Origin of the sequence: Pseudoalteromonas sp. McH1-42, assembly GCF_022347845.1 — a bacterium.
GTDB lineage: Bacteria > Pseudomonadota > Gammaproteobacteria > Enterobacterales > Alteromonadaceae > Pseudoalteromonas > Pseudoalteromonas rubra_D.
In genome coordinates this window covers 310,416-332,435 of record NZ_JAKRFU010000001.1, presented here as the reverse complement: position 1 = coordinate 332,435, position 22,020 = coordinate 310,416, and the positions used below count along the sequence as shown (strand labels likewise).

2 protein-coding genes are annotated in these 22,020 nt (G+C 51.8%); both read left to right on the top strand.

Annotated features, from left to right (window positions below):
• The first annotated feature begins 2 nt into the window (after window positions 1–2).
• The gene (locus tag MHN31_RS01190) at window positions 3–9,914 is read left to right on the top strand and encodes a non-ribosomal peptide synthetase (RefSeq protein ID WP_239443219.1); all 9,912 of its coding nucleotides are present in this window, start codon (window positions 3–5) and stop codon (window positions 9,912–9,914) included.
• On the top strand, window positions 9,914–21,949 hold the full coding sequence (locus MHN31_RS01185; protein WP_239443218.1) for a non-ribosomal peptide synthetase: 12,036 nt from the start codon (window positions 9,914–9,916) through the stop codon (window positions 21,947–21,949). Before MHN31_RS01190 ends, MHN31_RS01185 begins: the two co-directional genes overlap by 1 nt.
• Window positions 21,950–22,020 lie beyond the last annotated feature (71 nt).

The window sequence follows — 22,020 nt, the reverse complement described above, 5'->3', positions numbered from 1 at the left end:
GTATGGAAAATTCAGCGATTGAAGCGTTATTGGCCGAACTGGATGGTCAGGGTATTTATGTTTATCTGCAAGAGGGTCGCCTGAAACTGCGTACCCACCTTGCAACTGTGCCAGCTGCACAGCTCAATAAAATTAAAGCGCACAAGCCGGCGCTGATAGAGTATATGCAGGCGCACCATCAGAAGCAGGGAATGCTATCCGCCTCCCAGCAGGGGATCTGGCTTATCGACCAGTATCATGGAGGCGATATTGCCTACACTATGTCTGGAGTACTCAGGCTATCACAGCCTGTCGGTAAAGCGCAGCTTGAAGCCGCCCTGAATACCTTGCTGGCCCGTCACGATATTTTGCGCAGCCAATTTTTCGCTACAGAACAAGGTGGATGTCAGCGCGTAAATACCGAGTTGTCACTGACCTTAACCCAATTGTATGTGTCTGAGCCTGTGAGCCAGGGGCAGATTGAAACCGAGTTACAACCTTTATTGCAGCAAGGGTTTGATCTACAAAAAGCGTTACCGATACGCGCCGCTTTGATTAGCACAGCGAATGAAAATCAGGGACGTTGGGTCTATTTGATGCTGCATCATCTGGTGGCTGATGGTTGGTCGGTTCAGTTGCTGGTGAATGAATTGCTGGATATATTGCAATCAAAGGAGGTGCCACAGACGGCACCATTACAATATCTGGATTATGTACATTGGGAAAAACGCTTTTTACAGTCTGATGACTACCTGCAACAGCATGCCTATTGGCAACAACAGCTTGCAGACTTTTCGTCTTTTTCAATGCCCACCAGCTTTGCCAGCCAGGCTGAGCCCTCGTTTCGCGGTGCCAGTCATCAATTTACACTGAGTGAGGCGCTTTGCCAGCGTTTCGAACACAGCTGTCAGCAGCTGGGCGTCACGCCATTTTCTGCGCTACTGAGCGTTTTTTATGTGTTGCTTCATCGCTACAGCCAGCAACAGGACATCACGGTTGGGGTCCCAGTGCTGGGTCGAGAGCAGAGTGAGTTTGAGTCCATGATCGGCTGTTTTATTCATACCCTGCCACTGCGTCAGCAGCTGGATGGGGGGATGTTGTTTAACGAGCTGGCTCGTAGTACTCAGTTAAAGATGACTCAGGCGCTGGAAAATCAAAGTGTTTCTCAGGACACACTTGCCAGGCTGGCGGATACTTCTCAGTTGTTTAGTGTGCTGTTTAACTATGATGCGTTGCCAGTAACACCATTGCGTTCCGGCGAATTGGAAGCGCAGCTATTCACGCTTAATAACCACACTGCCAAATTTGATCTGACCTTAAATTTAACGACGCATGACAACGGCATGCAGGCTGAACTTGAATATAATGTTGGCTTGTTTTCGTCCGAGTTGATTGCTCAGATTGCCTGTGATTTCGAGGCGTTAGTGCGCACGTTAAATGACGATCTGGCTCAGTCACTTGGCGGGGTTAAATTGCCGTCAGTGGAAGCTGCGCAACAACAACTGAACAAAGCGACTGACACGACATCAGCGCCTTTGCTGTTGCCTCAGATCCTGGCCCACGCACAGTCGACACCAAGACACATGGCAATTGTGGATGCTGATAATCCATCTCAGTCAGTGAGTTACGCTGAACTCGGTGGACAAAGCGCCAGTCTGGCTGGTGCGCTCAATGACGTTGCACAGGGTGAAGAAGTGGTAGCCGTGCTGGTCAATCGCCAGGTTCACAGCCTGGTTGCGCTGATAGGCGTGATGCGCGCCGGGGCCGCTTATTTGCCCATAGAGCAGGATACCCCTGTACTGCGGATTTTAGAAATTATGGCGCAGGCTGGCTGTCGTACATTATTGGTGTGTGATGCTGAAATGATGACAGAGCAGGTGCAAGCCGCACTGAATGAGCGCGACATTGTGGCGTGGGATTTTCATCAGCTGTTAGAACAAAACCGCACTCTATCAGAAGAGTCAGAAGTAGCGCTGAGGCGCGATGCACAAGACCTGGCTTATGTGATCTTCACCTCCGGGTCGACGGGTAAACCAAAAGGTGTGGCGATGAGCCATGGTGCCCTGGCCAGTTACTGTGAGTCGATTACGCATCGTATAGAGTTTTCGTTGCATACGCGGGCCGGGATTGTCACTGGACTTGCGACCGATCTTTGCCTGACGGGTATCTACCCGGTGCTTGCGCAGGGGGGCTCAGTTGTTATGCCAGGGAGCCGCACACTACCAGAACCTCAGTATCTGGTAGAGATGCTCACGATACAGCAGGTCAATATGCTAAAAATAACGCCGTCATTTGCTCGTGAGCTAATACCTCAAATTGCAGCTATGGGTGAGAACCAGCCAGCGATAGAGCAGTGGATACTCGGCGGTGAAGCACTGGATGTAGCCTTAGTGAGCGAGTTACAGGAGCATTATCCGACAGCCCATATCGTTAATCACTACGGCCCCAGCGAAACCTGTATCGGAGTGACAACGCATACCGTTACTGCTCAAAGACATGCCAACAGTGAACATTACCCCATTGGTAAGCCGCTGGCACATACCCGGGTGCTGGTACTGGATGAACAGGCTCAGCCGGTGCCATTGGGTATGCCGGGAGAGCTTTATATTGGTGGCTCGTCCCTGGCCGATGGGTATCTGCGTGCGCCACAGCTGACAGATCGTTACTTTGTTCACTGTGAAATGCAAAATGGAAAATTAGCGCGCTTTTATCGTTCCGGTGACAGAGTTCGGTTAACTCATCGGGGTGAGCTGGAATATCTGGGCCGTCTGGACAATCAACCCAAGATCCGTGGCTACCGCGTTGATATTAGTGAAATTGAAGCAAAACTGACAGCACTGCCTCAGGTAAAAAGTGCGGTTGTTATCGCCCGTAAACAGGCCAATATTGATACGCTTGTGGCCTACTACGTTGCTGCCGGTGAGGAGGAGGTGGTTACCTCTGATGTTTTACGAGATGCACTCAGTGCGCTTTTACCTCAGGCCATGATCCCCAGCCATTTCAAAGCACTGGAAAAACTGCCAGTGCTTAGTAATGGTAAAGTTGACCGTAAACAGTTGGCAACTTTATCGCTCAACGAAACACGTAATTATACGCCACCTAAAACAGAGCTACAGCAACAGCTGGCCACCTTATTCAGTGACCTGACAGGTGTGTCTCAGGTCTCGGCAGACGATGACTTTTTCGCAATCGGTGGTCATTCTTTACTGGCCATGCGACTTGCTAATCATATTCGCGCCAGATTTGAACGAGTGTTGTCTCTGCAAGTCATTTTTGCTAACCCCACGGTGGAGAAACTGGAACGTTGCCTGCTTGGACAGGACATTCATGTAGGCCATAACTTAGTGACGGTCGATCAATCTGGCGCGCATCCTCTGTCTTTTGCACAGCAGCGGATCTGGTTTGTTGATCAGATGCAGGGCCACAGCAAGCAATATAATTTGCAGGGCGCTTTCACGATTAAAGGTGCGTTGAATATCGCGGCCTTGTCTCAGGCATTTGAACAGGTGGTTCAGCAGCACGCCATTCTAAGATTTAATTATGACCAAAACGAGCAGGGCGAAGCGGTCCAGTCTTTCAATGACACCCTGAACTTTGTGTTACGGCAACGGGATTTAAGTGGCTTTGATGATGAACGGCAGGCAGACACCCTGCGTCAGCTGTTGGCTGAGGATTATCATACCGGATTCGACCTGAAGCAGGAGCTGCTATTACGAGGTCAGCTGCTGCAACTCGATGCACAACTGTATGTGCTTATCGTGACTATGCATCATATTGTCTCAGATGGTTGGTCAATCGGGGTGTTGTGTCGCGCACTGGAAACCGCTTATCGCCAGGCCTATGAGGGCACTCAAACAGGGTTGCCAAAGCTCACGCACAGTTACATTGACTATGTGCACTGGCAACGGAGCCTGGCCACTCAGCCTCAGTGGCAAACGAGTTTGACGTACTGGCAAAATCAGCTGGCTGACTTGCCCCGGGTCCATGAATTACCCCAAGATAACTCACGGGAAAACCGAGTGATTAGTGGGGGGGCTTTACATTGTTACGAGCTGCCAGCTGACTTAACCCAGGTACTGCGCCGCTTTGTTGTGACAAGCGGACAAACCTTGTTTGGTGTGCTGGAGAGTGCCTTTGCGTTATGGATGAGCCGGCTGTCGGGTCAATCTGACGTGGCGTTGGGTACGCCGGTTGCCGGGCGCGAGTTCAGTGAACTTGAGCCTGTTATTGGCAACTTTATCAATACTCTGGTGCTGCGTCATCATATTGAGTCGGATATGACGTTCAGTGATGTGTTGACGACAAGCAATGAGACACTGCAAAGTGCGCTGACTCATCAACATATCCCGTTTGATTTGTTGGTTGAAGCGCTCAACAACGAGCGGAGTTTGGGTATTCATCCGTTAATTCAGGTGGTCTTTCGGGTCAACAACCAGATCAACGAAGCACTGCAACTGGAAGGCCTGGATGTCACCGTGAATGACACCGGCGTACGAAGCGCTAAATTGGATCTGGAAGTGTCAGTGATTGATTGTGGCGACACTTTGCAGATTGAATGGCTCTACGATAGTGCCTTGTGGCGCGAGCACAGCATTGAGTCTTTCGCCCGTCAGTACACCCAGTTGCTGAGTGCCTGCCTGGAAGCACCGCAACGCCGCGTGAGCGAGCTGAACTTGATAGACCCAGAGCAGCTGGTACAGATACTTTCCTATAGTGCCCCCCAGAATGAACAAGATAGCAGTGATATTGGTTGGCACCATCACTTCAGCGCGATTGCTGAGATCCAGCCTCATAGCATTGCACTGCGATGTAATGGTGAATCATACAGTTATCTGGAAGTGGAGCAGCGTGCCAATCAGTTGGCGCACTGCCTGCTTGAAATGGGGTTTGATGAGCAAAGCCGGATTGCCTTATTACTCCCGTCCGGTCCTGCCATGGTTATTGCGGTACTGGCTATTCTTAAAACACGTCACGTCTATGTGCCCTTGCATTACGATACACCAGAAAAATCATTGTCTTATATCGTAGAAGATGCAGATATTGTGATGATTTTGGCACTCAGCGAAGATACTGAAAAACTCATTGATAGTGGCACTGATTTTTTGTTTCTGGACGATTTATTTGACGTTGAGTCAAATTTTGCCGGTTACCCAGTGTCTGCTCCTGGCCTGGAGGAGTTAGGGGAATCGCAGACTTCAGATGCCCTGCGCTTGTGTTACATCATTTATACGTCGGGCTCAACCGGGCGGCCAAAAGGCGTGATGATCAGCCATGGCAATCTGAATGTTTACTTATCTCATGCCATGGATACGTATCTGGACGCCGACGCGACCTTACCACTTGCGGTGGTAAGTACACCTTTGGCATTTGATGCCACGATCACCGCACTGGTTCCCCCCTTGCTGTGTGGCGGTGAGGTTGAAATCGTGACTCAGGGCCCTCATCAGCTTGCGGCCATTACTGAACTTCTGTTCAATGCCATCCGACCGCGTTTATTCAAACTGACGCCGGCGCATTTGCGGGCAGTACAGGCGCTGATGGATGAGCTGGGTAGCAATAGCGCACCCCATACCATAGTGATTGGGGGTGAGGCACTCGATAGTGATTTACTGATTGCGCTGCGCGCTAAGCTGCCGGCTTGCACCTGGGTTAATGAATATGGTCCGACTGAGGCAACCGTGGGCTGTAGCGTCTTTTCGCTCACTCCGGATCTGAATCCGCAGGCGGCACTGCGTTATCCGGATGTGCCGATCGGTCTGCCCAATCCGGGCGTTGCTATGTTGGTGGTCGATCAGTGCGATCAACCAGTGCCTGCTAATACTCCTGGAGAGTTATTGATTGGAGGGGCAGTGGTCAGCCCGGGTTACGTCAATCTGGATGCGCTGAATCAAACCAAATTTGTCACCCTGAGCGTGGCTGATCAGCCGCCAATGCGTTTCTACCGCAGTGGAGATTTGGTACAGTGGCAGAGCGATGAGCAGGGCAGACTGAGTTATCTAAGATATTGTGGTCGTACCGACGAGCAAATCAAACTGCGGGGCTATCGCATCGATCTTAATGCGATTTGTCATTATCTTCGCGAATTGGATGGTGTTCGCGACTGTGCGGTGTCAGTTGATGAAGGGCAGCAGTTGTTGCAGGCCCACCTTCTTTACCTTAACGGTAACGTACCGCCGGACAGCCATTTGCGTAATCATCTGGCGCAGTATCTGCCGCCGTATATGATCCCTGGGCAGTTTAATCGTGTTGAGGCTATCCCGCTTACCGCCAATGGCAAAGTAGACAGCAAAGCACTCAAAGCCCTGGCGCAGCAGGGAGAAGGCAGAGCCAGCAAAAGTATAGACCTGACAGCGCTGACAGCCATGCAGTCTTATTTATATCAGCTCTATCGTGACACTTTGCTGACTGAGCATATCGACCTGCACGACAGCTTTTTTGACCTCGGCGGTCATTCCTTATTGGCCATCAAGCTGATCAGTCAAATTCGTCAACAGAAAAACCTTGAGGTGACGTTACCTCAGCTGTTTAAAACACCAACCATTGCATCATTGGCGCAGGCACTGGAGCACTGTGAGCCTATCTCAGCTGTGCATGCTATTCAGCCTGTATCACGGGAACAGGCATTACCTTTATCGTTTGCCCAGCAGAGGCTGTGGCTGATTGAGCAGCTCCAGGAGTCGAGCACCCAGTACCACATGCCAGCCGGGTTTAAATTCAGCGGCACACTCGATAAGGCTGCTTTCAGTGAAGCGCTGAAGGCGCTAATCGCACGTCATGAGGTGCTGAGGTCGCGGATAGTGAAAGTGGAGGGGGCGGCTGAACCTGTGCAGCAGGTGAGCGAGCAATTCGAGTTGCCGTTAACTCAGCTAGATTTGACGAAAATGAGCGAACGTGCCCGGCAACAGCGTTGGCAGCAGGGAGCGCATGACAACGCGACTGCGCGATTCGACCTGAGCCAGGATCTGCTGTTGCGGGTATTGTTGGTCGAGTTTGCCAAAGACGATTATCGGGTGCACTTCAATATGCATCATATTGCCAGCGACGGCTGGTCGATGGCCATTCTGGTGCGGGAGTTTATCGCATTCTATCGTCACTTTGCCAAAGAATCCGGCTACCAGTTGCCTGCTGAGCTGACTCAGCCATTGGCTGTGCAATATGGCGACTTTGCACACTGGCAGCGCAACATTTGGGCGAAAGAGGCTAATCAGGCAGATTTACAACACTGGCAGACAGCCTTAGAAGGCCATCCTCCGCTGCACCAATTGCCACTTGATTATCCGCGTCCTGCCATGGCTCAGCTGAATGGTTCGCGACACACACAACGTCTGAGTGCCGCGCTCACCCGAGCCATTCATGAACACTGTAAAGCACAAGGCGTGACCTTGTTCATGTGGCTGCATACGGTATTTTCATTGCTGGTACAGCGTTACAGCCAGACAAACGATGTGGTGATTGGCTCACCGGTTGCGGGTCGTGAACACAATGAAGTGGCTAATTTGATTGGCTTTTTCGTCAACACGTTGGTGATTCGCACGCGCACCCAGTCTGGGCAAAGCTTTAATCAGTTACTGGAGCAGCAAAAACAGGTGATCCTGGATGCGTTTAAGCATCAGGCGCTGCCCTTTGAGCAGTTGGTGGAAGCGCTTAAGCCCGAGCGTAACTTGGGGCATCAGCCCATTTTCCAGATTTTGTTTGCATTGCAAAACAACGAAACCACAGATTTGGTGCTGCCTCAGTTGCATATTGAAGTAGAAACGCCGAGTGAGCCCATGATGAAGTTTGACCTGGAGGTCAATGCAATTGAAAAGGGTGATGGCATTGAGCTGGAATGGAATTTTAGCTCAGCGCTGTTTAAGAGCGCGACAGTCGCAGCACTGGCTGAATCTTTCGAGGTATTGATCAGTACCATTCTTAAATCGCCTGAGCACAAGGTGGAGCGCTTAGCTTTGTTGACTCAGTCGCGTCAGCAGCAACTGGTGAGCATCAAGGGCGCAGACACGGCCATATCAACACAGTGTATTCACAGTCAGGTCACCGCCCGGGTACAGAGTGCCGCAAATCAACTGGCCGTGCGTGATGCGGATGCATGCATGCTCAGCTATCTGGCGTTAGAGCAAAAGGCCAATACCCTGGCCAGTTACTTGCTGGAGCAGGGCGTTAAGCCGGGAGCACGCATTGCCTTGTGTCTCGGCGCTGAGTGTGACCAGCTGGTTGCTATGCTGGCGGCCTTTAAAGTGCGTGCCGCCTATGTGCCGATTGATCCGACACTGCCTGCGTCGCGCTGTCAGTTTATTGTGCGTGACAGTGGTGCAAGCTGGTTGATTACCAACAACAAACTCCTGTCACAGTTAGAGCCCGTGATTGATGCCGTGCAGCAGCCGCCATTGTCCGTGCTGGTTATGGATAGCCCACAGAGCTGGCAACCGAGGCAGCTGCATGCGCGTTTTGCCAGCAGTGAATCTTCAGATCTGGCCTATGTGATTTATACCTCAGGCACCACAGGCCAGCCTAAAGGCGTCGCGATATCACATGGCAGTCTGGCGCTCTACCTTGACCATGCTTGTCATGCGTATTTGGATGAGCAGCCCAGCTTTAGCGTTGTCAGCACTCCCTTGGCGTTTGATGCCACAGTAACCGCTATCTGGCCTGCGTTATTGCAGGGGGTATGCATAGATATGTTGGCTGATGACGAGCGAATGTTAAAAGAGCTGGCTAACCGCCTGTGCGGCAAGGTTGCTGGGGTCTTTAAAGTGACGCCAGCACATTTACAAGGGGTTGTTGCAATACTGAAACAATGTGGCCTGTCGGATGAGCGTTCCTTTGACGCTGCACATAAAGTGGTCGTGGGCGGTGAGGCATTACCTGTTGCGCTGTTAGCCGAACTGAGTGAACGATTACCGAATGTCTGCTGGATTAATGAGTACGGTCCAACCGAAGCCACGGTGGGCACCAGTACTTATCAGTGTGACAAACAGGAGATTGACCGACTTTCAGCACAATCGATGATCCAGGTTCCTATCGGTCAGCCAATCGCTAATACGCATTTGCTGGTGCTGGATGAACAGATGCAGCCGGTCCCGGCCGGGGTCATGGGGGAGCTGTATATTGGGGGGAATAACCTCGCTCTGGGCTATCTGAATCGTCGTGACCTGAGCGATGAAAAGTTTGTCTGGCTGCCTGTTGGCGTGCAGCAAAGTGAGCAGCGCTTCTATCGCAGTGGCGATTTGGTGCGTTGGTCTGTCAATGATGATGGTACGCCGGGTGCACTGCAGTTTTGTCATCGACTTGATGCACAACTGAAGCTCAGAGGCTATCGCATTGAGCCTCAGGAAATTGCTCAGCAATTGCAGCAAGACCCGCGAATTGAACAGGCTGTGGTGGTGCTGAATGAAGCCGCTGATAACCTGGAGGCCTACCTGGTCGCTAAGCCAGATGAGGGCCTGGCACGTCCTGAACCGGCAGAGTTGGTGAATGCCGGGGTTGCCACCGAACTGTCGGCACGACTGAGTGAATCGCTGCCCGCTTATATGGTGCCTTACCGCTATGTACTGACTGATACAATTCCTCTGACTGCCAACGGCAAGGTAGACGCGCGGGCGCTTCATGCGCTGGGGGCACAATGTGACTCTGTGGATAAACTCATTGCACCGCGCACTGATGTGGAGGCTGTCCTGGCGGATATTTTGGCGTCAGTGCTGAAACGCACTTCAATCAGTGTTGAAGACAACTTCTTTAGCCTGGGCGGTCATTCATTGCTGGCGACGCAATGCATCGGACTGATTGAAGAACGACTGGGTGTCGGTATGTCAGTCAGAACGCTGTTTGAGCGGCCGACCGTGGCTGCACTGGCCCAGTGGGTTGAAATTCAACAGGCCATGGCACATCAGGCACAGGATGATAACGAAAACGACACTTCAGAAGAGATGTTTTTGTAATGACGGAACAGTTGATAATAATTGAGCAGTTAATCGCAGATGCATTGCGTGCAGGCATCACCTTGTATGAAAAAAACGGTGCACTGGCATTTAAGCAACAAGGCGCGTTCCCGGATGAGCTCAAACAGCGCATAGTGGCGAATAAAGCTGAGATCATTGCCTATTTTCAACAGCAGCAGGGTGAGGCGCGGGTATCGGGCGCGTATTCGACGATAGCAAAAGTCGATAGCTCACTGCCTTTGCCTGCCAGTTATGCGCAGCAGGGGCTGTGGTTCATCGAGCAGTTACAGGGCAGCAGTCAGTACTATATGCCCGCTGAATTTGTCCTTACCGGCCACCTGGACATCAATGCGCTGCAGGCGAGCATCCACGCCCTTATCATCCGTCATGACGCTTTACGCAGTCATTTTATCGCCGACAGTCAAGGTGATCAGGGCGTTGTTGTGCACGTGACAGAGGCATTTGAAACGCCGTTTGAGTGGCGCGATGCCAGCGCCTGGCCTGAGACCGAACGGGCGCAGACAATCCGCACCCAACTGACAGAGTTTCTGGCTCGGCCATTTGATTTAACGCACGATGTACTGTTACGAGCCTTAGTGATATCTGATCAGCAAACTCACTATCTGGCGTTCAATATGCACCATATCGTGTCCGACGGCGCGTCGATGCAGGTGTTGGTCAAAGAGTTAGAAGCGCTTTACCGTGCAGCGTTAAACGAGGATAAAGCCCCTCAATTGGCACCTCTGAAGATACAGTATGGTGATTACGCAAGCTGGCAGCAAAATACTCTGAAACCCGAGTATCTGGCGAACAAGCTCTCGTTCTGGCAGCAAGCGCTGTCAGACCTGGATCCGATCCAATCTCTGCCCGGAGACTTTGTTCGCCCGGCGGTACAATCACACTGTGGCCGGGTTTATCGTCAGACCCTGAGCCCATCCTTGGCTGTCGGCATCCAGGCCCAGTGTGCCAGCCAATCGGTTACGCCATTTATGTGGTTGCTCAGCAGTTTTATGCTGTTTGTTGGCCGGTTAACGCAAAATGAGCAGGTGGTTGTTGGTACGCCTGTGCTGGGGCGCGACCACCCTGAGTTAGCGCCCTTGATTGGCCTGTTTGTGAATACGCTGGTGATCCCGGCCAAAGTCACTGAGTCAATGCGCTTTAACGACTGGTTACAGCAACAAAAAGAGCAAATCCTGGCAGTATTTGAGCACCGGGAAGTGCCGTTCGATAAAGTCGTTGAGGCGTTACAGTGTGAGCGTGACATGAGCCACCATCCGCTGGTACAGATTTTGTTTACGCTGGAACAAAATACATCGGCACATACTCTGAATCTGCCTGGTTTAAGTGTGGTAGAGCAAACAGCCAGCAGTGACAAAATCGACATAAAATGTGACCTGGAGCTCAGTGCCATTCTGGACAATGAGACCCATTCACTTACGCTCAACTGGAAGTACGACAGCGATCTGTATCGCAGCGAAAGCATAGCGCACTGGGCTGAGAGTTTCGCGGTTATGCTGGAGCAGCTGGTTGACGCGCCGCAAACGCAGGTTGGGCATGTTGCGTTACTCAGCGAGCAGCAAACTGAGACTATTTTGGCACATGCACAATACACAGACACCCATTGGGATACCAGCCAGACGCTGGTGAGCCTGTTCGAAGCAAAAGTTGAGCGCTTTGGTCTGCGGATCGCCGTGGTCGATGAGCTGGAACGTTTGAGTTATCAGGCGCTGAACAACCGGGCAAACCGGCTTGCCAGAGTGCTGGTGAAATGTGGTATCACACCCCAAGCCATGTTGCCCGTTAGTGTCACTCGCTCTGTGAATATGGTGGTGACTTTACTGGCGATATTAAAAGCCGGGGCAGCGTATGTACCCATTGACCCGGATTACCCCAGAGACCGGATTGAATACATCATCGGTGATGTTGGCAGTCGCTGGTTGATTTGCGACAACTATACTCAGGCACGCTTTGACACCTGCGCTGAGCAGCTCATCAACATTGACGATGAAGCTCTTTACGATGGCGTTGCGATTAGCGATAACTTAGCACTGGATATTGAGCCACATCACCTGGCTTATATGATTTATACCTCAGGTACCACCGGCCGTCCTAAAGGCGTGCAGATAGAACACCGTCATGTAGTGCGCCTATTACACGTAGAACCTGCTTTATTTGACTTCGATGAGCATGATGTGTGGACTTTGTTCCATTCATTTTGCTTCGATTTTTCGGTTTGGGAAATGTATGGCGCCTTACTGTTTGGCGCAAAACTGGTGGTGGTCAGCAAGGCAGTGAGCCAGGATACCCAGGCCTTCGCTCAGTGTTTACTGAACGAGAAGGTGACAATACTCAATCAGACACCCGGTGCGTTTTATGTCCTGCAATCAGCGATGTGCGCACTACCCGAAGCGGATCAGGCGCGCTGTCAGGTGCGCTATGTGATTTTCGGGGGAGAAGCTTTGCAGCCGGGCAAGCTCAGGCCCTGGGCTAACCGATTCGACATCTGCCAGTTGATAAACATGTACGGGATCACCGAAACCACAGTGCATGTGACCTTTAAGCGACTCACGCAAGCGGATTTAGCGCTGGGAGTGAGTAATATCGGCCATGCTATTCCAACCACGTCGTGTTATGTCCTGGACAAACATCAACAGCTGTTGCCAATGGGGGCGGTGGGCGAGTTATATGTCGGTGGTGAGGGGGTGTGCCGGGGTTACTGGCAAAGAGAAACGCTCAATACTGAGCGCTTTATCGCCGATCCGTTCGCCGCATCAAGTGACAAAAAACTGTATAAAACCGGCGACCTGGTGCGTTTTCTGCCAGATGGCGAGCTGACATACATTAGTCGGGCCGACGATCAGGTCAAAGTGCGTGGTTATCGTATTGAGCTCGGAGAGATTGAAAATCAGCTGCGCCAGCATCCACAACTACAAGCTGTCAGCGTATTACTCAACCGCAATGACCAGCAAGGTGCGCGGATCAGCGCGTTTGTGGTTCCGTGTCCCGGTGTTGAGCTGGCAGAGCCGCTGACTCAGCTGCAAGCGTATTTGCGTAGCTCACTGCCCGACTTTATGTTGCCCACCAATGTGGTGGTTGTCGACACTTTACCCCTGACCAGCAATGGCAAAATAGACAAAAAGGCGCTGCTGGCACTGGACGTTTTGCAGCAAGAAGCGGTGTATCGTGCACCAACTACGGATACTGAACATGTAATTGCTGCGTGCTTTTCGAGTTTACTGGGGGTGGAGCAGGTCGGCCTGGATGACCATTTTTTCCGCCTGGGCGGACATTCTTTGCTGGCCACGCAACTGGTAAGTCAGCTCAGGGAGCATCATAGTCTGCCTGTCACATTAAAAGATGTGTTTCAGAACCCGGGTGTTGCTGAGCTGGCAAAAGTGGTCACTCAAGCCGGTGATCAAAGTGCTTCGGCGTTTGATATTCCACGTACACAGACCACGCAACCTTTGCCCTTGTCTTTTGCGCAGTCGCGACTGTGGACAGTCGAACACATGACGCCTGACTCAGCGCAGTATCACATGCCCGCGGCTTTCACTCTCCAGGGCCCATTAAACCTGGTTGCATTTAAGCAGGCCTGGCAGGCTATCATTGAACGCCATCAGGTGCTGCGCAGTAAAATACTGCTCGATGACGCGGGCAGACCACAGCAGGTGCTTAATTCCGACTTTGAACTGCCTTTGCACTACATAGATGCACGCGCTCTGGCACCAGAGGCGCAGCAGCGACGTTGGCTTAGCGCACAGCGCGACGATGCCATGCAAACCTTTGATCTGAGTCAGGACCTGATGGTGCGGCTGACCCTGATGTCATGCAGTGATAGCTTGCATCAACTGCGTGTTAATTTGCATCATATCGCAGCGGATGCACACTCTTTGGAGATTTTAACTTCGGAGTTGGCGGCATTCTATCAACACTATGCCACGGGGCAGCCACTACCTGAGTTGCTGTCGCAACCTTTGCCATTGCAATACGCCGAGTATGCACAATGGCAGCGCGAGACCCTGCAAGGTGAAGCTTTGCAGGCACACAAAGACTTTTGGTTAGCGCACCTGGCAGATGCACCACCACTGCATCAGTTGCCACTGGATCGGGCCAGAACCAATGCACCGGATACGCATGGTGCAGTACACATTGCACACCTTGACCTGTCGCAGCTCGAATCTATTGAAGCCCAGTGCCACCACAACGATATCACCTTGTTTACCTGGTTGCAGACTGCGTTTGCATTATTTGTTGGCAAATACAGTCGTTGCGACGATGTGGTGATTGGTACGCCTTTTTCGGGAAGGGAACATAGCCAGTTGCAGCCTTTGGTAGGGTTTTTCATCAATACCTTGCCAATTCGTACGCACTTTACGCCACACATAACTTTTGGTGAGCTGCTGAATCAGCAAAAAGCACTGATGATAGACATTCAGGCCCATCAGGCAATGCCCTTCGAGCAGATCCTCGATGCGCTTAATGTGTCACGCGACCTCAGTCATCAGGGCGTGTTTCAGCTGAGTTTTTCACTCAATCCCCGGCTGGACACACAGCTGCAACTGGCTGATATAGAAGTGTGCCCGGAGCAAGCGGTGTCCGTGTCAGCTAAGTTCGATATCGAACTGAGTGCGGTACAAACTGCGGACGGACTGCGTCTTAGCTGGTGTTACAACACAGGTTTGTTTGATGCCGCCAGTATTGCCCGCATGAGCGAGGCGTTTAACGTGATGCTCAATGCACTGGCGAATAACACCGAGCTTCGCATCGCCGATATTCCTTTGACACTTCAGCGATACCAGGCAATTAACGGGCAGTCGCACAGTGTATCCGAACACACCACGCTGGTTGAGCAGCTCGCTCGGTTTGCCAGTCAGACACCCAATAAAGTCGCAATTAAGGATCCCGCAGCGGATAGCATGCTCACCTATAGTGAACTTGATGCACGCGCCGGCGCGGTGGCCAAATATCTGGTCGGCCGGGGTCTGGAGCCACAACAAAGAGTATTGGTCAGCTGCGATGCTGGTATCGATTTAGTGGTGGCCATGCTGGCGACCCTCAAAGCCGGTGGGGCCTATGTGCCTGTGTCGCCGGATTACCCCGAAGCACGCATCAGACACATTGTCAGCGACAGTGACAGTCGCTGGTTGTTGACGCAAAAGCGCTTTGCCAGTCGGTTTGCGGCATATCAGGACTGCCAGCAGGTATGGCTCGATAGTCCTGACCTGAACGCGCAGTGTGCCATCTATGCACAAATGACGTTACCAGCAATCGATGCTGGTCAGCTTGCTTATGTGATTTATACCTCGGGTACCACAGGACAGCCCAAGGGCGTCATGATCCCACACCGTGGGCTAACAAACTTGTGTCACTGGCATCAGCGCTCCTTTGCACTGGACCAGCACAGTGTCGGCAGCCAGACCGCCAACATCGCGTTTGATGCGGCTACCTGGGAAATATGGCCCTATCTGAACGCCTGTGCACAGCTGGTGTTTGTTAGCAGCGCGCATCTGAATGATCCGCAATTATTGTCAACATTGTTGACCGAAGAGGGAGTAAGCCATTGCTTTTTGGCAACGCCCATTGCAGAAGTCATGCTGGCAGACTCAGCCTTTACACCGGCAAAGTTAAAATATTTGTTGGTTGGAGGTGACAGGCTGAATCCGGTCCGAGGTCAGTATGAATTTAAACTAGTTAATAACTATGGACCCACAGAGGCTTCTGTAGTGGCAACCTCGGGTCAAGTTGCGTGGCATAGCGAGCAGCAGCCGGACATTGGTCTGCCGGTGGACAATTGTGCGATTTTCATAATTGATGAGCATGGTCGCAGTGTGCCCGACGGCATGGTCGGAGAGCTTTATATTGCAGGCGCAGGCCTGGCTCTGGGCTATCTGAATAAGCCCGAATTGAGCGATGAAAAGTTCACTGAACTGACACTGGATAACGGTGAATGTGTGCGCGTTTATCGCAGTGGCGACCTGGTTCGGCGGCTTAATAATGGCCGCATTGCGTACATAGGGCGTAATGATGCGCAAGTTAAATTACGTGGTTATCGCATTGAACTGGCTGAAATTGAGCATCAATTGCGTGAGCAGGCTGGTGTTGCGGACTGCGTAGTATTGATAACGCAAACGCACCCAGGTAACAAACAGTTGACGGCATTTGTGGTGCCTGAGGCTGCGCAATCTGGGCACGACTCGGGTGAAGTTTGGCGTGCTGCACTTCGTGCTCATTTGCCAGATTACATGGTGCCAAATGCATTTATCGTTTTGCAGGCGTTGCCATTGACTGCTCATGGCAAGCTTGATCATCGTGCATTGGCGCAGCTGGCTGCGCAGTCTGACGTTGAAAAAGTCGCACCGGTTGAGATGAGCGGCGCAGCAAACGCTGAACACAATCCGATTTTAACGCTAATGCGGTCACTGCTGAATACAACGGACCTGCAAGCCCAGGATGACTTTTTCGCCAGTGGCGGTGATTCCATTTTGGCCATTCAGCTTGCCAGCCGGGCCAGAGCTGCTGATATTGCCATCTCTGTGGCTGATATTTTTACACACAGTACAGCGGACGCTTTGGCAGCAAACTTTATCACTAACACTGCGCAATCCAGCATTGCCGAGTGTGAATGTGAGCAGCAGCATTTTGTCGGCAAATTGACCCCACATCCAATCCAGCACTGGTTTTTCGAGCAGGCTTTTGCGGTGCCCGAGCACTGGAACCAGGCGGTCATGTTGAGCATAGATAAGTCCGTTTCTTATGCACATTTGTGCGATGCAGTCCAGGGGCTGATACAGTGTCATGATGCGCTCAGACTGTCTGTCAGAGAGGGTGAACAATTACACATCATGGAGCAGCTAGACAGCGCGGATGTGTGCCATGCTTACGACTTTAGCGCCAAAGGCAGTTGCTGGCGGGATGCTCTGGCGGAGATCTGTGCGCCGGCACAGGCGGGGTTTACTTTTGACGGTTCACCCTTGCTGCACATGTGCCATATCGTGACACCAGACACGGAACAAGCTGATCGGCTACTGGTGATTGCTCATCATTTACTCATTGATGGCGTGTCCTGGCGTATTTTGCTGGCCGATCTTGAGCAGGCCTGCGCTCAGGTTCAAAGCGGACAGGCTGTGCAGTTACTGCCAGCCAGTGCTTCGCTGGATGCCATTGCGTTTTATCTTCAGGACCGCGCTCAGGAAACCCAATATCTTGCCAGATGGCAGGATGCGGCGGCGGTCTCCCGGTGCCAACGCCCGCTGGGCGCAAGTTTTACGGGCAGTCAGCTGACCACGGCCATTATCAATAAAATACAGTTCAGCCAGTCTCAAACACAGCAGCTGCTGAATGAGGCAAACCGGCCGTACAGAAGTAATATCCAAACCTTATTGCTCAGTGCGTGGCAGTGGCTTGCGATACGTCACTATCAGTGTACAGATCAGGTGGTGATGCTCGAAAGCCATGGTCGTGCACAGCTGCAAGGTGCGCTGGATGCCAGTCGTACCATTGGCTGGTTAACCGCTTTATTCCCGCTGCGTTTAACTTGTGGCAGTGTTGTATCGGGGTCGGCACTGACCGAGGTTATCTGCGCTGTTAAAGAACAACTTGCCTGGACCACCCGCCATGGCAGCGAATTTGGCGCTTTGCGCCATGCCCACCCGGAGCCTCAGATCAGGGATTCATTGAATATAAATACCCGTGAACAGGTCTTTTTCAACTATCTGGGGCAGCTTGATACGGTCTTGCAGCACAGTGGCTTGCTTGGTGACGCCGCTGAGCCCACAGGCTTGCTTCGTAGCGAGCTGGATAACGTGTTCGGGGCATTACAAATTACCGCGGCGGTGACGGGCGGCTGTTTGTCAGTGACGCTGGAGTGCGCATCTGATTATTATTCTGAACAAGATGCCAGGCAGCTGAGCACGCGTTTTGAGCAGGCCATTGAAGAAGTACTTGCGCATTGTGTCACGCAGACAGAGCACTATTTCACACCCAGTGACTTTCCTCTGCTGCCGCAGCTCGACAAACTACAACTGGATCAATTGCTGGACAAAGCAGGGCAAGGTGTTGCCGATATCTATCCAATGACGCCTCTGCAGCAAGGCATGTGGTTTCATGCACAAGGTGCTGACAACAGCGCCTATCTTGAACAGTCAGTGATGTTACTGGAAGGGGTTTTAGATACAGAGGCTTTTGCCTATGCCTGGGCGCAGCTGGCAGCCAATCATTCAATTTTGCGCACGGCATTTTTTGTCACCCCACATCAGCCTGTTCAGGTGGTATTTGAGCAGTGCACTGTGCCTTTGCAAATTGATGAGCCACAATCTTACGACGGTACAGTTGAAACTTGTCTGACGCAGGTGGCTGCACAGGAATATCAGCATCCCATTGATTTACAAGGTGCGCCTTGTATGCGCCTGAGGCTGGTGCCGTTTGGCGAGCATTGTCACGGGTTTGTCTGGACGTATCATCATATGATCATGGATGGCTGGTCCTTGCCCGTGTTGTTCGCTGAGCTGGTTGAGCACTATCATGCGAGAGTGCAAACCCGGATGGTGAAATCTGTCATGGATCCGTTCCGCGACTATGTTGAATATCTTGAAAAGCGGGATATTCAGGCAGAGCAAGCGTTCTGGCAACAGCAACTTGCAAAGGTCGATACGCCAACGCTGGTGACAGAGCACCTAGCCATCAGCGATGGAAAAAATCACAGCGTCAGTGAGCTGACAGAAACCTTGAGTACTGACTTTACCGCCCAGCTCAGTGCATTTGCGAAGCAACGTGGACTGACGCTCAACCAAGTGGTTCAGGGGGCGTGGGCCTATTGGTTGCGTACCTGTTGTCAGAGTGATTACGTGTTGTTCGGTCAGACTGTTTCCGGGCGTCCCGAATCCTTGCCTCGAGTCGCAGAGCGGGTTGGCTTGTACATCAATACTCAGCCGGTGTTGATTCATACTCCAGGGCACTTGTCGGTCAATGACTATCTTGCGCAGATCAAAGAGTTGCAGGGATCACTGGCGCAACATGCACATACGCCACTGTCACAGATCCAGCAATGGAGCCAGATTGACAACAGCAGTGATTTGTTTGATGCCCTTTATGTGTTTGAAAATTACCCTAGTGATCCGTTGGCTGAAAACACCGCGCCGTTTAAAGTCACAATATGCTCGGAGCGGGACCAGACGCATTATCCAATAACGCTTGCAGTTGGTGTTGCAAAACAGCTTTCACTAACGCTGTGCTACCGTGACGCGATGTTAACCGCGCAGCAGGCGCGCCAGAGCCTGAGCCTGATAGCGGATTTACTGACTGCCTTCATGGAGGCACCGGATAGTACGCTGGCTCAGTTGCCGTTGGTGAGGCCAGACCAAACTACCCAGCTACCTTATTTCGAGCTGCCCGGTGCGAGCAAACAGGCTGTTCATCATCAGACGTTGCAGCAGGCGTTTGGTCAGGTTACAGCCAGCAACAAGCAAAACACCGCTATTCGCTTTTATCAGGCGGGGACGAAGCTCCCCGTTCAGACACTGACCTACGGCGAGCTGGATGAGGCCGCCGGTCGACTGGCAAATTACCTGATGTCTCGGTATTCACTGCCCGTCGATCAGGCTGTGATTGCGATATGTCTGGAGCAGGGCCCACAATTGGTCATTGCGATTCTGGCCGCACTCAAGCTTGGCGCATCCTATTTACCGATCGCACCAACACTACCTGAACAAAGGCGTCAGTACATGCTCTCTAATGCAGGAGCCGCGTTGTTGATCAGCACAGATCAAGACTGGCTTGGAGGTATGCCCGCTTGCCCGGTAGTTGATTTGGCAGCCTGTGAGGCTGATATTTCAACTGAGTCAGGCGATTGTGTACAGCACACGTGCAATAGCAACGCTCCTTGTTATGTGATTTACACCTCAGGCACTACGGGTGAGCCAAAAGGAGTACAAGTTGCTCATCGCAGTGTACTCAATTATGTGGCGTGCTTGCAAAGCAATTACGCTATTACACCGGCCGACAACTACCTGCAATTTGCCAGTTGCAGTTTTGATGTTTTTGCAGAAGAAGTGTTTTGTACTTTACTCAGTGGCGCAACTCTGGTGATGGCCGAGCAGAAACAGTTGCTTGATAGTCAGGCGCTGGCCGAACTGGCGCGTAATGCCGAGCTGAGCCTGATGAGTTTGCCAACGGCTTACTGGCAGCAGCTAGCGGCCAATCCAGTCGATTTTGGTTCACGCATGCGGATCATTACAGTCGGCGGTGAGCAAATGCAAAGTGCGGCACTGCGCGCCTGGCAGGGCCATTATGGCTCGGCTATTCGAGTTATCAATGCTTATGGGCCGACTGAAACCACCATTTCTGCCACGCTTCAGGATGTGACGCGTTATCAGGGCGAATCCGTGCCAATTGGTCAGCCACTGGCCGGCCTCAAGGCACATGTGCTGGACAGCGAGTTCAGACCCTTGCCGGATTACGTTGCCGGAGAGCTTTATGTCAGTGGCGAGGCACTGGCACTTGGCTATTTGGGTGATAAAGAGAAAACAGACAAAGCTTTTGTGCTCAACCCCCGTACTCAAGTGCGTTGCTATAAAACCGGTGATAAGGTGCGAGTGATTGACGGAGCGTTACACTTTTTAGGACGTCTGGATGAGCAGGTAAAAATTCGCGGCTATCGCATTGAACTGAGCGAAATAGAAAGGGCTTTGTTGGCGCAGGAAGCGGTGTCTGCCAGTGTTGTAATTGTGAAACGAGATCAATACAACGGCGATCAGCTGGTGGCCTTCGTTGAGTCTGCGCTTGAGCCTGATGTTTCGGGGCTTAAAGCGGCACTGGCTGAGCATTTGCCCACTTATATGGTGCCACAGTGGATAATCGTCCGCGCACAGCTACCCCATAACCACAACGGCAAGCTCGACAGAAAAGCACTTGCCAGTGAGGCTGACACACTAATGTTGGCCGAGCCTGAACAGTATGTTGCCCCAACCACGCCCCTGGAGCGTCACTTATGTGACTATCTTGGCGAACTGTTGCAGTGTTCGCAGGTGGGGCTCAATGATGACTTTTTTGCACTGGGTGGCCATTCATTATTGCTCATGCGATTGCATACTGAACTGTGTGATGTACTTAAAGCCCAGGTACCCATAGCCTTGCTGCTGCAACATACCCGTATTGATGCGCTCGCGCAGGCTTTAAGCGATTTTCAGCAAGCCAGTCAGCAACATCCTGCGGAACTTCAAAGTTTGTTATGCCTGCAAGCTGGCAGTCCAGGCGTTACACCTGTGGTGTTGATAGCCGGTGCAGGTGGTCTACTGATGGCCTTTCAGGCATTAGTGCAGGGGTTAGATAAACAGGTCCCTGTCTATGGCCTGCAGCCAGATCTGATTGCACATAACCCGGATGTTGTCGGGTCGGTTGATGCAACGGCGCAGCATTACTTGTCAGCACTCGGGAAGGTGCAGATCGGTTCTGTGCATCTTATTGGTCATTCGTTTGGCAGCTTTATCGCACTGGCAATGGCGCAGCAGCTGGACAAGAACTCCCTGCCTGAAGGACAGGCGCAGAGTGTCGCTGTGTCGTCAATAACCATACTGGATACACCAAAACCAACGCATAGCTCAGTGTCGATTTCGGCCGCAGAAGCAGATCAGTTGATGCTGGAGAATCTCAATGAATTCTTTGGACTGAGCTTGAAAGCCGAACAGCTTCGCGTACTCAGAGCTGAGAATCTTACACAGCAAACCATAAGCCTGGTGGATGTCATGGCTCAGTCAGGTTATCACTTTACAGCTGAACAGTTATCACGCCTTCAGGCCGTGTTTCGTGGTCAGTTACTGGCAGAAGTGCACCTGGGGTCAGAGCTAAGTTGTCCGCTGACCGTGATCAAAGCCAGTCAAACCCGGGAGTTTGAAGGCCGAAGGCTCTCAACTGATATGGGCTGGCAAACCTTGTATGCCAATGTGAATGCCCATGAAGTTGAGGGCACTCACTTGTCGATTTTGCAGTATCAGCAAGTCGATAGGGTTATAGGAATAATAGAGAGTTACTACAATTTGTAGTCTATTGTTTAGCAAAGTGTTTTTAAATTGTTTTAATTTGATGTTGGTTGTGCGTAAAAAACAAACAATAA

Bases quoted from the DNA above. Each gene is read 5' to 3' on its own strand.
- MHN31_RS01190 (WP_239443219.1), top strand. From the start codon at position 3: ATGGAAAATTCAGCGATTGAAGCGTTATTGGCCGAACTGGATGGTCAG.
- MHN31_RS01185 (WP_239443218.1), top strand. From the start codon at position 9,914: ATGACGGAACAGTTGATAATAATTGAGCAGTTAATCGCAGATGCATTG.